Origin of the sequence: Sulfitobacter sp. R18_1, assembly GCF_017743915.1 — a bacterium.
In the GTDB taxonomy this organism is placed as follows: domain Bacteria; phylum Pseudomonadota; class Alphaproteobacteria; order Rhodobacterales; family Rhodobacteraceae; genus Sulfitobacter; species Sulfitobacter faviae.
This window is the reverse complement of the sequence record NZ_JAGHRG010000017.1, coordinates 1-12,713: the sequence shown is the minus strand read 5'-3', so window position 1 is coordinate 12,713 and position 12,713 is coordinate 1. Positions and strand designations below refer to the sequence as shown.

Sequence of the window (12,713 nt, the reverse complement as noted above, 5' to 3'; positions counted from 1 at the left end):
CGCCAGACGCAACGGCGATCACACCCCGCGCATCAGGGCCGCCATCACCGCCGGATCCGTGCCGAACCCATGCGCCGCCATCTGCTCCGCCGCTGCGAGACGCACGGCCTCATCCTTGTTCTGGCCCAGCTTCCATGTGCCGTCGCCCCCGGTGACGCGGAGCTGACAAGGCACGATCATCCGCAGCATCTTGTCCCGCGCCTCGGGGGTCATCTTGTCCATCTTCCACGGGGTCTTTGGGGCCAGCCGCGCCTCGTAGATCGCCGATTGCCGTGCCAGCAGATCGGGCAGTTCCTCTGCCGGGCGAAGCTCTAGCGTGCCGGTCAGATGCACGGCTACATAGTTCCATGTCGGCACCTGATCCTCGATCCCGTACCAGTCGGGCGAGACATAGCTATCGGCCCCCGTCACCGCCAAACGCACCGGCTGCGGGGTTTTCAGCGCCCGCGCGATGGGGTTGGAGCGCACCAAATGCAACTCGGCCAAATCCCCGGCGTCGTTCAGGATGAAGGGCACATGCGCCATCAACGGTCCCTCTGCTCCGTTGATCGCCAGAACGCCAAAACCGGTGTCACGGGCAAAGGCAAGGTTCCGGTCGCGGCCCTCTTTGCGGTAGATCGGATTGGGGTGCATGGTGCCTCCTATGCGTTTCTTTTGGTATTGCAGAGCCTTGCGCAACTTGGCAACCTGACATCATTCTCAGGGCGGGGCGAAATTCCCCACCGGCGGTAAGCGGTCCCCGCAAGCCCGCGAGCGGCCTTTTCGAAGGTGTCAGCAGATCTGGTGCGATTCCAGAGCCGACGGTCACAGTCCGGATGAAAGAGAATGCGAACAAGGACGGGGGCGAAGCCCCGGTCTTTGCGCGTGATCGCCTTGGGTGGACGTGTCTGAACCTAAAGGAGATCACCATGACACAAGAACGTTCCGCCCGTTTCGCCTTTGTGCGTGCAAGCTGGCATGCGGATATCGTCGACCGCGCCTATGATGGGTTTACCGAAGTTATCGACGCCGCGCAGGTGGATAGCTTTGCCGTTCCCGGGGCCTTTGAACTGCCGCTCATGGCACAGCGTCTGGCCAAGACCGGGCGCTACGACGCCGTGATCTGCGCCGCCTTCGTGGTGGATGGCGGCATTTACCGGCATGACTTCGTGGCGCAGACGGTGGTCGATGGGCTGATGCGCGTGGGGCTCGACTGCGACCTGCCGGTGCTGTCGGTCTCGCTCACGCCGCACCACTATCAGGAAACGGATCATCACAACGCGATCTACCGCGACCATTTCGTCACCAAGGGGCGCGAGGCCGCGCAGGCCGCTCTTGGCATGACCCAAGCGCTGGAGACGTTTTCTTCAAATGAAAACGGCGCGGAAATTTCAAAAATTTCCGCCGCCTAGCCGAGATAGGCGCGCAGGGCCGGGGGCGGGTTGTCGAGCAATTCCGCCGCCGGTCCCGGCGCATGGGCGCGCCCGCCTTCGACAAAGATCACCTCATCCGCGATGCGGCGCACGTCATCGGGGGCATGGGTCACCATGATCAGCCCCGCGCCGGTCTCGCGGGCGAGGTCTTGGACCAAATCCAGCATCTCGACCCGCAGCGCCGGGCCGAGCGCGGCAAAGGGCTCATCCAACAGCACCCAAGGCCGCGCCTGTACCAGCACCCGCGCCAGCGCCACGCGGCTTTGCTGCCCGCCCGACAGCGCGCCGGGGCGTTTGGCGGCGTGATCGCTGAGCCCCACCCGCGCGAGGGCGGCATCGACCGCATCCCGGTCCGCCGCTTTCAGCCGCAGGTCGGGGCGCAGGCCAAGGCCGACGTTCTGCCGCACGGTGAGATGCGGGAATAGGTTGTTGTCCTGAAACAGCATCGTCATGCCGCGCTGGCCGGGATGTTGATCCGTGATCTCCTCCCCCTCCTGCAGCAGCCGCCCCGCCGCCACGGGCACGAACCCACAGATTGCCGCCAGCAGAGTCGACTTGCCCGACCCCGAGGGGCCGATCACCGCGTAATTGCGCCCCTGCGCCAGCGTCATATCGGCCACGAGGGAGAACTCGCCCCGCTCAATGCGCATGTCTTCAAGCGTCAGCATGCCAGCGCCCCCATTTGTCGCAGATGAAAAACACCGCCAGCGCCAAGACCAGCAAAAGCAGCGCTGCGCCCGCCGCGGCCTCCATCCGGTAGGCGCCCATCAGACGATACATCTGCAAAGGCAGCGTCGCACGTTCCTGATCGGCGAAAAGCGCGATCACGCCGAGATCCCCCACCGAGAGCGCCCCCGTCAGCCCGGCAGCAAAGCCCAATTGCGGGCGCAGACGCGGCAGGACCAGCCGCCGCCACAGCGCCCAACCCGTCATGCCGAGGGTCTGGGTCAGGGGGCCATAATCCTGCAAGGTCTCGCGCAGGCGCGGCACCAGAATGCGCAGCACGAAAGGCAGCGCCATCAGCGCGTTGACCAAGGCGGTAACCGGCAAGCTCAGCCGTGCCGGGTCCAGCACAGGGTTGATCAGGATGAACCACCCCGTGCCAATCATCAGCGGCGAGGCCGCAAGCCCCATCAGGCCAATCGCCTCCACCCCGCCACGCCGCCGGGTGGCGATCCAGCCTGCCATCGGCAGCGCCAGCAGGGCCAGCACCGCCACGCTCAACCCCGCCACCAGAATGCTATTCCCGGTGGCCTGCCAGACCGAGGCGGGCAGCTGCGCGACCCCCGCCAGCCCGCGCAGCACCACGGCGCCCAGCGGCAGCAACAGGAACAGCGCGGCGAGCGCGATGACGGCGATGTCGAGCAACCGCTGCGCGCCGCCCCGCGCATCCCAGCGGCGCAGGGGGCGGTCCAACCCGCCGCCCAAGCTGATCGGCGGGATTAGCCAAAGCGCCGCCACCGCCGCAGCGCCAGCCAGAACAAGCTGCACCACAGACAACAGCGCGGCGCGCCCCAGATCAAAATCAAACCGAAAGGCCTGATAGATCGCTAATTCAATCGTCGTCGCCCGCGGCCCACCGCCCAGCGTCAGCGCCACAGCGAAACTGGTCAGGCAAATCACGAAAATCAGCGCCGCCACACCGGGCAGCACCTGCCGCAGCATTGGCCATTCCAGCGCCATAAACAGCGCCCGCGGCGTCATCTGAAGCTGCCCCGCGAGCCGAAACCGCTCAGAAGGGATGCTCTGCCAGCCTTGCAGCAAAAGCCGCGTCGCCAGCGGGAGGTTAAAGAAGACATGCGCCAGTACCACACCATGCAGCCCGTAGATTGACACCGGCGGCAGGCCCAGAGCCGCGCCAAATTGGTTCAGCACGCCCGAGCGGCCAAAGACCGTCAGCAGCCCCAGCACCGCCACGATCACCGGCAGAATAAACGGCGCGCCGAGCAATGTGATCAGCGCCCCGCGCCCCCAAAACCGCCGCCGCGCCAGCGCGCGGGCGACCGGCACGGCCAGCAGCACAGACAGCACCGCCGACCAGACCGCCTGCGTGACGGTAAAACGCACCGCCGCCCAATCCGCCGGGCCGAGCCCTGCGCCCACATCGGCCGCCGCGAAAACGGCGACCAAAGCGGCAAGGATCAGCCCTGCGACCAGCGCGGCGGCGAAAAGCCCCGTCTTGCCGCTTAACGCGACAGCGCGGTCAGCCATTCGTCCAACGCCTCCTCACGGAGCGCGGGGACCTCGTCGTTCGGCACCAACAGCGCCTTGCCGGGCTGGATCATGCCTTCGAACCCTGCGGGCAGACCGCCTTCGGGCGTCACGGCGGGATACATCCAATTGGTCGTCGGCAGCACCGATTGCGCGGCATCAGAGACGAGGTATTGCAAGAACCGATCCGCCAGTTCCGGCTGATCCGACCCGGCAAGCTTCCCCGCCACTTCGATCTGCATGTAGTGGCCTTCGTCGAACAGCGCTGCGGTCTTGCTGTCGTCCTCCTCCGCGATCAGGTGATAAGCGGGGGAAGTCGTGTAGCTCAGCACCATGTCGGCCTCGCCTTCGAGGAAGAGGCCATAGGCTTCGGACCACCCTTTGGTCACGGTCACAACATTGTCGGCCAGCCCCGCCCAAACCTCGGGCGCCTCATCGCCATAGGCCGCTTTGACCCACATCAGCAGCCCCAAACCGGGCGTCGAAGAGCGCGGGTCTTGGATCACGATTTTCAGATCGCTCTCGGCCAGCGCTTTGAAATCGCCGGGCGCGTCCAGATCGGTGCCGTGGACAAATGCGAAATAGCCCCAGTCATAGGGCACGAAGACTTCATCTTCCCAAGTGATCGGCAGGTCATAGTCGGCCTGCAACCCGCTCGGCGCAAACAGATCGGTCCCCTTCGCGGCGGCGACGAGGCTGGTGTCCAGCCCCAGCACGATATCCGCGTCGGACCGTGCGCCTTCAAGCTTGAGCCGCGCCAAAAGGGCCGCACCGTCGCCCATGCCGACGAATTTCAGATCGCAGCCGCATTCGGCCTCGAACCCCTCTTCGATGGCCGGGCCCGGCCCCCATTCGGTGACGAAACTGTCGTAGGTATAGACCGTCAGTTCAGGCGTCTCGGCCCATGCGGCCGATGCGCCCATGACGCCCGCAGCAAGTGTAAGATACTTCATCGCATCCTCCTTTTGCGGCGAAAGGTAAAAGGTGGATGTCTGTCCTGACCTTCCCTCCGCCGGTGTTAACCGGTTCAGGTTCAACGGGTCCGCACAGCATGCACATCTCAGCCCAAAGGCCCCCCGAGGTAGCGTCAGGGGTAGATCGGACCTGCACAATTGGCAAGGCAAATCCCCTTGAGGCAGGGCGCTGCCCCGGCTAAGGGTTTGACAACAGGAGGTCCGCCCATGTCGATCAACAGCTTTGGCCATCTTTACCGGGTCACCACATGGGGCGAGAGCCACGGGCCCGCCCTTGGGGCGACCATCGACGGCTGCCCCCCCGGCGTGCCGATTGACGAGGGCATGATTCAACAGTGGCTCGACAAGCGCAAACCGGGCCAGAACAAATACACCACTCAGCGGCGCGAAGCGGATGAGGTGCGGATCCTGTCGGGCACCTTCGAAGGGGTCACCACCGGCACGCCGATCCAGTTAATGATCGAGAACACCGATCAACGCTCGAAAGACTACGGCGACATCAAGGACAAGTTCCGCCCCGGTCACGCCGACATCACCTATTTCCAGAAATACGGCATCCGCGACTATCGCGGGGGTGGCCGCTCCTCGGCCCGGGAGACCGCCGCGCGGGTGGCGGCGGGCGGTCTGGCGCGGGAGGCGATCAAGGTGCTGGCCCCGGAGCTTCAGATCACCGGCTACATGGTGCAGATGGGGCCGCATAAGATCGACCGCGATGCCTTTGACTGGGACCAGATCGACCAAAACCCCTTTTGGGTGCCGGATGCCAAGGCAGCGGCGGACTGGGCCGACTACCTCGACGGGCTGCGCAAATCGGGCAGCAGCGTCGGCGCGATCATTGAAGTGACGGCGCGCGGCGTGCCTGCGGGTCTCGGCGCGCCGGTCTATGGCAAGCTCGACACCGATCTGGCCGCCGCGATGATGAGCATCAACGCCGTCAAGGGCGTGGAGATCGGCGAGGGCATGTCGGCGGCCATGCTGACCGGCGAATTGAATGCCGATGAGATCACCATGGGGCCGGAGGGGCCGGAGTATTCCTCAAACCACGCGGGCGGCATCTTGGGCGGGATCAGCACCGGGCAGGATGTGGTGCTGCGTTTCGCGGTGAAGCCGACCTCCAGCATCCTGACCACGCGGCGCACCATCACCAAACAGGGCGAAGAGACCGAGATCATCACCAAGGGCCGCCACGATCCCTGCGTCGGCATCCGCGCAGTGCCAGTGGGCGAGGCGATGATGGCCTGCGTGCTGCTGGATCACCTGCTGCTGCATCGCGGACAGATTGGCCAGAACCGCGGCATAATCGGCCCCGAGGCGTGAGGATCAAAGCATGAAAGTCGATGATTTCTCCGCCCGCCCCGCCCTTGGTGTCGGACTGAAAATCACGGCGATCCTGCTTTTCACCTGCATGTCGGCAATCATCAAATCGTTGGCCGACGACGTGCCCGCGGGCGAGTCTGTCTTCTTCCGCTCCTTCTTTGCCATTCCAGTGATCCTGATCTGGCTGGCACAGCGCGGCAAATTGAAAAGCGGGCTGAAGACGCAAAACCCGATGGGCCATGTTTGGCGCGGGCTCTTCGGCACCACGGCGATGGGGCTGACCTTTACCGGCCTCGGCCTGCTGCCCCTGCCCGAGGTCACGGCCATCGGCTTTGCCACACCGATTTTCACGGTCATCCTCGCCGCCGTGTTGCTGGGCGAGAAAATCCGCCTGATCCGCGTGAGTGCTGTGGCGATTGGGCTGGTGGGGGTGATGATCATCCTCTGGCCGCGATTCACCAGCATCGGCACGATGGAGCAGACAGCCACCATCGGCGCGTTGCTGATCCTGATGGCGACGATGGTGCGCAGCCTCGTGCAGATTCACATTCGTCAATTGGTGCAGAACGAAGACACCGCCGCGATCGTCTTTTACTTCTCCTGCACTGCCTCCTTGCTGGCGCTTTGCACCCTGCCCTTCGGCTGGGTCATCCCCGATCTGCAAACCTTTGGCCTGCTGGTCCTCGCCGGGTTGATCGGCGGGGTGGCGCAGATTCTGATCACCTCAGCCTATCGCTTCGGCTCGGCCTCGATGCTGGCGCCCTATGACTATACCTCGATGCTTTTCGCCATTTTGCTGGGTTATGTCTTCTTTGCCGAACTGCCCACGATGATGATGCTGGCCGGCGCGGCGCTGGTGATCAGCGCGGGCGCGCTGGTGATCTGGCGCGAGCGGCAATTGGGGATGGAACGGGGCAAGGCGCGGTCTGTCACCGATCCCAAAGCGTGATCGAATGCGGGCTTTCGCCCGGCCCGGCCTCTCCCTATGGTGCCCCGAAACCGGATAGAGGAGATGACCGATGAGCGACGCGGATCCGAAAGATCACAAGGAAAAGATGCAGCAGCGTCAGGCCGAGCAGCGCGCCAAGGTGGCCGAGTTGCAAGACCCGGACAAGGGTCTGGTGCTGGTCCATACCGGGCCGGGCAAGGGCAAATCCTCTTCCGCCTTCGGCGTGGTGGTGCGCGCGCTTGGCTGGAAACAGCGCGTCGGCGTGGTGCAGTTCATCAAGGGCAAATGGAAAACCGGCGAACGATTGTTCTTTGAACGGTTGGATGAGGTGACATGGCACACGATGGGCGAAGGGTTCACTTGGGACACCCAAGACCGCAACCGCGACATCGCCGCCGCCGAAGCCGCATTCGGCAAGGCGCGTGAGATGATGGAGAGCGGGGACTATGACCTTGTGGTGATGGATGAGATCAACATCGCCATCCGCTATGAATACCTCAAGATCGAAGATGTGATCGCCGGGCTCGACGCCCGCGACAAGCGCACCGCCGTGGTGCTGACAGGCCGCGACGCCCGGCCCGAGCTTTGCGACTATGCCGATCTGGTGACCGAAATGTCCGAGGTCAAACACCCGTTCAAAGCGGGCATCAAAGCACAGCGCGGCGTCGACTACTAAGACACGAAAAGGATCGCCCGCATCTGGGCGATCCTCTCAATCCGACCGCTCAAACGGGTCTTTAGATCGCGGCCCCTTTAGGGTCGAGCGTCACCGAGTAGAGCTCGGTGTCGGCGCGGTCCATCAGGCGCACTTTCATCTGCTGGGTCTTGGCGTCGATATCGACCAAGCCAAAGAATTGCAGACCGGCGGAGGGCGGCAGGTTCACCTGACCTTCTTCGGGCGCTTTGACGTATTTCAACTCGGGGCCAAAGGTGCCGTCCAATTCGTTCGGGCCGAAGGTGCCGGCGTGCAGCGGGCCCGAGACGAACTCCCAGAACGGGTCAAAGTCCTGAAACTGCGCCTTGTCGGGGTTGTAGTAATGCGCGGCGGTGTAATGCACATCCGCCGTGAACCAGACGACGTTGTCGACCTGCGCGGTCTTGATGAAACGCAGCAGCCCCGCGATCTCTTGCTCGCGGCCTTTGGCGGCACCGTTGTCGCCATTGGCAACCGCTTCGGCCCCGCCGCCGACGACCAGACCGATGGGCATGTCGCAGGCGATGACCTTCCACGTGGCCGCCGAATTGGTCAGTTCCCGCTTGAGCCATGCCATCTGCTCGGCCCCGAGGATATCGGTGGCCTGCGACATCTCGGTCTGCATGTTCTCGCTGTTCGGCCCGCGGTAGCTGCGCAGGTCAAGGAAGAAGACATCCAGCATCGGACCGTAGTTGATCTTGCGGTAAACCCGGCCCGGCTCGGCGGGGGTGATGCGCAGCGGGGTCATCTCATGAAAGGCCTGCGAAGCGCGGGCGGCGAGGACATGGATCGACTTCTCGCTATAGCGGTCGTCTTCCATCAGGCTGCGCGAGGAGGACCAGTTGTTCACGACCTCATGGTCGTCCCACTGCATGAAGGTCGGTACATGGGCGTTCATCTCGCGCACATGGTCGTCCATCAGGTTGTATTTCCACTGACCGCGGTATTCGTCCAGCGTCTCAGCCACCTTGCGTTTCTCGTCGATGATGGTGGTGTTCTTCCACATCGTGCCGTCGTCAAGCTGCACCTCATCCTCAAGCGGGCCATCGGCATAGATGGTGTCACCGGAATGCAGGAAGAAATCGGGGCGGTGTTTGGCCATGGTCGCATAGGTGCGCATGCCCTCATCGTCGATGCCCCAGCCCTGACCGGCGGTGTCACCGGACCAAGCAAAGCGCACGTCGCGGCGCGCGGTGGGCGCGGTGCGGAACTGGCCGATGATCGGCTCGGAGGTGGCGTTGATGTCGCTCAGGTCGGCGGCGGTGAAGCGGTAAAAGATATCCTGATCCGAGGGCAGCCCTTCGACCAGACGTTTCACCGCCAGATCGTGGTTCGGCAGCGCGTTCATCGGCGCAAGCTGGCGCGCGTTGGCAAAGCTTTCGGTGGTGGAGATTTCGACCTGCACCCGTGCCGGGCGGTCAGTGCGGGTCCAGATCATGCCGGACTGCGTGTCGACATCGCCCGATTGCACCCCATGGGTAAACACCGGGCGCGAGGCCGCACGGCTGAGGCTGGGCATGGCAAGGCTTGCGGCAAAGGCGGTGGAGCCCGCCAGCACAGCGCGACGGGTCGGGCGGATCAGTTTGGTCATCGTGAGCTTCCTCTGAGGGTGGCGATGGCGGCACAGAACCCCCGGCGCGTGACAGAGCGCCGACAGCCGCGTGACTCTTTGGCAAAGCTTTGGTGACAGGGCGATGACGTGTTACCAAAATCGACCCTATAACCTCATTCCGTAACATTTTGATTGAACCGAATCGCCCCGATGTGTAGATTACGGTGCAACAACAGGAGACCCCCATGCAGGCATTCATCTGCGACGCGCAGCGCACCCCCATTGGCCGTTACGGCGGCGCCCTCTCTTCGGTTCGCGCCGATGATCTGGCCGCCGTACCGTTGAAAGCGCTGATGGAGCGCAATCCTTCGGTGGACTGGGCGCGCGTGGATGACGTGATCATGGGCTGTGCCAACCAAGCGGGCGAAGACAACCGCAACGTGGCGCGCATGGCGTCGCTATTGGCTGGCCTGCCGGTCGACGTGCCGGGTGCGACGATCAACCGTCTCTGCGCCAGCGGGATGGACGCCGTGGGTGCTGCCGCTCGGGCGATCCGCGCGGGCGACATGGACCTTGCCATCGCCGGCGGGATTGAGAGCATGTCGCGCGCGCCCTTTGTGATGCCCAAGGCCGAAACCGCCTTTTCGCGCAGCAACGCCGTTTATGACACCACCATCGGCTGGCGCTTCGTGAACCCCAAGATGAAAGCGCAGTTCGGCGTCGACTCGATGCCCGAAACCGCCGACAACGTCGCCGCCGACCACGCGGTGTCGCGCGAAGATCAGGACGCCTTCGCCGCGCGCAGCCAGGAACGCTATGCCGCCGCCGCTGAGAAAGGCCTCTTCGCCGAGGAAATCGCCCCGGTCACCATTCCGCAGCGCAAGGGCGATGACGTGGTCGTCGACAGCGACGAACACCCCCGCCCCGGCACCACGTTGGAGAAACTGGGCAAGCTGCGCGGCATCAACGGCGCCGACCTGACCGTGACGGCGGGCAATGCCTCGGGCGTGAACGACGGTGCTGCGGCAATGCTCTTGGCCTCCGAGGCGGGCGTAAAAGACCACGGCCTCACCCCCATCGCCCGCGTCGTCGCCATGTCCGCGGCGGGCGTGGAGCCCCGCGTCATGGGCATCGGCCCGATCCCGGCGGTGCGCAAGGTGCTGGACCGCGCGGGTCTCACGATCGAGCAGATGGACGTGATCGAGCTTAACGAAGCCTTCGCGAGCCAAGGTCTCGCCACCCTCCGCGCCTTGGGCGTGCCGGACGATGCGCCCCATGTGAACGCCAACGGCGGCGCCATCGCCATCGGCCACCCTCTGGGCATGTCCGGCGCGCGTCTGGTGATGACGGCGGCGCTGCAGCTCAAGCGGACGGGCGGCAAATACGCGCTATGTACCATGTGTGTGGGCGTGGGTCAGGGCGTTGCCCTGATCCTCGAAAACGCAGGCTGACACTTCTTTCCTCGAAAGGAACGGACCGATGTATGCACAGATGATCAAATCCACTGGCAAGGGCGTCAAAACCCTCGACGAGATGGACCCCGAAGAGCGCGCCTTTCAGGAACGCATCGACGCGGGCGGCAAGATCGAGCCCAAGGACTGGATGCCCGACGGCTATCGCAAGAACCTGATCCGCCAGATCGGACAGCATGCGCATTCCGAGATCGTGGGCCAATTGCCGGAAGGCAACTGGATCACCCGCGCCCCGACGTTGGAGCGCAAGGCGATCCTTCTGGCCAAGGTGCAGGACGAGGCCGGCCACGGTCTCTACCTCTACTGCGCAGCGGAAACGTTGGGCGTGACCCGCGACCAGATGACCCGCGACCTCCTTTCAGGGAAGATGAAGTACTCCTCGATCTTCAACTATCCGACCCTGACCTGGGCCGACATGGGCGCCGTGGGCTGGCTGGTCGATGGTGCCGCGATCATGAATCAGGTGCCGCTGCAGCGCACCTCCTACGGGCCCTACGCCCGTGCGATGGTCCGCATCTGCAAGGAAGAAAGCTTCCACCAGCGCCAGGGCTTCGACATCATGATGAAGATGGCCAACGGCACGCCCGCCCAGCGCAAGATGGCGCAGGACGCGCTCAACCGCTTCTGGTTCCCGGCGCTGATGATGTTCGGCCCCTCGGACAAGGACTCGGTCCATTCCGCCCAGTCGATGGCGTGGAAGATCAAGATGAACACCAATGACGAGCTGCGTCAGAAGTTCGTCGACGAGACCGTGCCGCAGGCCGAGTACCTCGGCCTGACGATCCCCGACGAGACGTTGAAGTTCAACGAAGAGACCGGCCACTACGACTTTGCCGAGCCGGATTGGGAAGAGTTCTTTCAGGTGCTCAAGGGCAATGGCCCCTGCAACACCGAACGGCTCGCGGCGCGCAACAAGGCCTGGGACGAAGGCCGCTGGGTGCGCGAGGGGCTTTTGGCCCACGCCGAGAAAAAGCACAGCAGACAAATGGCAGCGGAGTAAGCGAGATGAGCAGCCCTGAATCCAGCGAATACAAAGGCACCGAAGCCGCCCCCCACGGCGAAGCGCGGCCCACCGAATGGCCCCTGTGGGAAATCTTCATCCGGGGCCAACACGGGCTGAGCCATCGCCATGTCGGCAGCCTGCACGCCGCGGACGCGGAAATGGCGATTAAGAACGCCCGCGATGTCTATACGCGCCGCAACGAAGGCGTGAGCATCTGGGCGGTCGAGGCCAGCGCCATCGCCGCCTCCTCCCCCGAGGAGAAAGGCGCGCTTTACGAACCCGCCAACGACAAGGTCTACCGCCACCCGACCTTCTACGACATTCCCGACGAAGTGGGGGCGATGTGAGCGGCACCGATCCCAAGTTCGAATTCCTCTGCCGGATGGGCGACAACGCGTTGGTGCTGGGCCACCGCGTCTCGGAATGGTGCGGCGTGGCGCCGGTGCTGGAAGAGGACATCGCGCTGGCCAATGTGGCGCTCGACCTGATCGGGCAGACGCAGCTTTGGCTGGGTCTGGCGGGCGAGGTCGAGGGCGCAGGCCGCGACGCCGACAAGCTCGCCTTTCACCGCGATGTCTGGGACTTCCGCAATGTCCTGCTGGTGGAACAGCCCAACGGCGATTTCGGCCAGACCATGATGCGGCAGTTCCTGTTCGACGCATGGCATTTGGCGCAACTGACCGCGCTGATCGACTCTAGCGACAAAGAGATCGCCGCCATCGCCGAGAAATCGGCGAAAGAGGTGACCTATCATTTGGAGCGCTCCTCCGACACGGTGATCGGCCTTGGCGACGGGACCGAGGAAAGCCACCGCCGAATGCAGGCGGCGCTCGACCTGCTTTGGCCCTATGTGGGTGAGATGTTCATCAGCGATGATGTCGACGCCGCCATGGCCGAGGCCGGTATCGCCCCCGATCCGGCGAGCATGCGCAAAAGCTACGACCAACTGGTCGGCGACACGCTGGCGGCGGCGACCCTCAGCAAGCCCGAGGATGACTTTGCCCATAGGGGCGGGAAGACCGGCGCACGGCACAGCGAACATCTGGGCCATATGCTGACCCAGATGCAGTGGCTGCAACGCGCCTACCCGGACGCCACATGGTGAAACCCGCCCCCCACAGCCTGTCTC

Annotated in this window: 13 protein-coding genes and 2 riboswitches; of the genes, 8 read left to right on the top strand and 5 right to left on the bottom strand. The window is 64.2% G+C overall.

What is annotated here, in order from left to right; genetic code table 11:
* Positions 1-18 precede the first annotated feature (18 nt).
* On the bottom strand, positions 19-633 hold the full coding sequence (locus J7392_RS22885) for an FMN-binding negative transcriptional regulator (protein WP_209219592.1): 615 nt from the start codon (positions 631-633) through the stop codon (positions 19-21).
* A gap of 58 nt (positions 634-691) precedes the next feature.
* Positions 692-831, top strand: a riboswitch (FMN riboswitch).
* Positions 832-908: 77 nt separating this feature from the next.
* Here J7392_RS22885 and J7392_RS22880 point away from each other — a divergent pair.
* Complete coding sequence (locus tag J7392_RS22880; protein WP_209219590.1) at positions 909-1,391, top strand: 6,7-dimethyl-8-ribityllumazine synthase; 483 nt, start codon at positions 909-911, stop codon at positions 1,389-1,391.
* Here the strand turns inward: J7392_RS22880 and J7392_RS22875 are convergent.
* From J7392_RS22875 to thiB, 3 genes are read right to left on the bottom strand one after another with little or no spacing between them, the layout of a single operon-like run.
* Positions 1,388-2,080 (bottom strand): ATP-binding cassette domain-containing protein, encoded by a 693-nt coding sequence (locus J7392_RS22875; RefSeq protein ID WP_209219587.1) that lies wholly within the window; start codon positions 2,078-2,080, stop codon positions 1,388-1,390. The genes J7392_RS22880 and J7392_RS22875 overlap by 4 nt on opposite strands.
* Positions 2,067-3,623: a thiamine/thiamine pyrophosphate ABC transporter permease ThiP gene (locus tag J7392_RS22870; RefSeq protein ID WP_209219585.1), complete on the bottom strand. Its 1,557-nt coding sequence runs from the start codon at positions 3,621-3,623 to the stop codon at positions 2,067-2,069. The genes J7392_RS22875 and J7392_RS22870 overlap by 14 nt, the downstream gene beginning before the upstream one ends.
* Positions 3,599-4,576 carry a thiamine ABC transporter substrate binding subunit gene (gene thiB, locus J7392_RS22865; RefSeq protein WP_209219583.1) on the bottom strand — a complete coding sequence of 326 codons (978 nt, stop codon included), beginning with the start codon at positions 4,574-4,576 and terminating at the stop codon, positions 3,599-3,601. Before thiB ends, J7392_RS22870 begins: the two co-directional genes overlap by 25 nt.
* 34 nt (positions 4,577-4,610) lie before the next feature.
* Positions 4,611-4,712, bottom strand: a riboswitch (TPP riboswitch).
* Between the two features lie 92 nt (positions 4,713-4,804).
* Between thiB and aroC the strand changes: the two genes are divergently transcribed.
* The 3 genes from aroC to cobO all read left to right on the top strand — a co-directional run bounded on the left by aroC (position 4,805) and on the right by cobO (position 7,539).
* A complete protein-coding gene (gene aroC, locus J7392_RS22860; protein WP_209219581.1) occupies positions 4,805-5,914 on the top strand; it encodes a chorismate synthase in 1,110 nt (369 codons plus the stop codon).
* A gap of 10 nt (positions 5,915-5,924) precedes the next feature.
* A complete protein-coding gene (locus tag J7392_RS22855; RefSeq protein WP_209219579.1) occupies positions 5,925-6,863 on the top strand; it encodes a DMT family transporter in 939 nt (312 codons plus the stop codon).
* A 70-nt stretch (positions 6,864-6,933) separates the two neighbouring features.
* Positions 6,934-7,539, top strand: coding sequence for a cob(I)yrinic acid a,c-diamide adenosyltransferase (cobO, locus tag J7392_RS22850; RefSeq protein ID WP_067265789.1), 606 nt, complete (start codon positions 6,934-6,936; stop codon positions 7,537-7,539).
* 61 nt (positions 7,540-7,600) lie between these two features.
* On the opposite strand, the gene J7392_RS22845 is transcribed toward cobO, so the two are convergent.
* Positions 7,601-9,148 (bottom strand): alkaline phosphatase D family protein, encoded by a 1,548-nt coding sequence (locus tag J7392_RS22845; RefSeq protein WP_209219578.1) that lies wholly within the window; start codon positions 9,146-9,148, stop codon positions 7,601-7,603.
* A gap of 206 nt (positions 9,149-9,354) precedes the next feature.
* On the opposite strand from J7392_RS22845, the gene pcaF reads away from it, so the two are divergent.
* Genes pcaF through paaC form a run of 4 tightly spaced genes read left to right on the top strand, consistent with a single transcriptional unit; the run spans position 9,355 to position 12,689 of the window.
* Positions 9,355-10,560 carry a 3-oxoadipyl-CoA thiolase gene (pcaF, locus tag J7392_RS22840; protein ID WP_209219577.1) on the top strand — a complete coding sequence of 402 codons (1,206 nt, stop codon included), beginning with the start codon at positions 9,355-9,357 and terminating at the stop codon, positions 10,558-10,560.
* 28 nt (positions 10,561-10,588) lie between these two features.
* Positions 10,589-11,581 (top strand): 1,2-phenylacetyl-CoA epoxidase subunit PaaA, encoded by a 993-nt coding sequence (gene paaA / locus J7392_RS22835; protein WP_209219575.1) that lies wholly within the window; start codon positions 10,589-10,591, stop codon positions 11,579-11,581.
* A gap of 5 nt (positions 11,582-11,586) precedes the next feature.
* On the top strand, positions 11,587-11,931 hold the full coding sequence (gene paaB, locus J7392_RS22830; RefSeq protein ID WP_247744734.1) for a 1,2-phenylacetyl-CoA epoxidase subunit PaaB: 345 nt from the start codon (positions 11,587-11,589) through the stop codon (positions 11,929-11,931).
* Positions 11,928-12,689: a 1,2-phenylacetyl-CoA epoxidase subunit PaaC gene (paaC, locus tag J7392_RS22825; protein WP_209219573.1), complete on the top strand. Its 762-nt coding sequence runs from the start codon at positions 11,928-11,930 to the stop codon at positions 12,687-12,689. The genes paaB and paaC overlap by 4 nt, the downstream gene beginning before the upstream one ends.
* The last annotated feature ends 24 nt before the right edge of the window (positions 12,690-12,713 follow it).

Bases quoted from the DNA above. Each gene is read 5' to 3' on its own strand.
- J7392_RS22870 (WP_209219585.1), bottom strand. From the start codon at position 3,623: ATGGCTGACCGCGCTGTCGCGTTAAGCGGCAAGACGGGGCTTTTCGCC.
- thiB (WP_209219583.1), bottom strand. From the start codon at position 4,576: ATGAAGTATCTTACACTTGCTGCGGGCGTCATGGGCGCATCGGCCGCA.
- J7392_RS22855 (WP_209219579.1), top strand. From the start codon at position 5,925: ATGAAAGTCGATGATTTCTCCGCCCGCCCCGCCCTTGGTGTCGGACTG.
- cobO (WP_067265789.1), top strand. From the start codon at position 6,934: ATGAGCGACGCGGATCCGAAAGATCACAAGGAAAAGATGCAGCAGCGT.
- pcaF (WP_209219577.1), top strand. From the start codon at position 9,355: ATGCAGGCATTCATCTGCGACGCGCAGCGCACCCCCATTGGCCGTTAC.
- J7392_RS22875 (WP_209219587.1), bottom strand. From the start codon at position 2,080: ATGCTGACGCTTGAAGACATGCGCATTGAGCGGGGCGAGTTCTCCCTC.
- paaB (WP_247744734.1), top strand. From the start codon at position 11,587: ATGAGCAGCCCTGAATCCAGCGAATACAAAGGCACCGAAGCCGCCCCC.
- J7392_RS22845 (WP_209219578.1), bottom strand. From the start codon at position 9,148: ATGACCAAACTGATCCGCCCGACCCGTCGCGCTGTGCTGGCGGGCTCC.
- J7392_RS22880 (WP_209219590.1), top strand. From the start codon at position 909: ATGACACAAGAACGTTCCGCCCGTTTCGCCTTTGTGCGTGCAAGCTGG.
- paaA (WP_209219575.1), top strand. From the start codon at position 10,589: ATGTATGCACAGATGATCAAATCCACTGGCAAGGGCGTCAAAACCCTC.
- J7392_RS22885 (WP_209219592.1), bottom strand. From the start codon at position 633: ATGCACCCCAATCCGATCTACCGCAAAGAGGGCCGCGACCGGAACCTT.
- aroC (WP_209219581.1), top strand. From the start codon at position 4,805: ATGTCGATCAACAGCTTTGGCCATCTTTACCGGGTCACCACATGGGGC.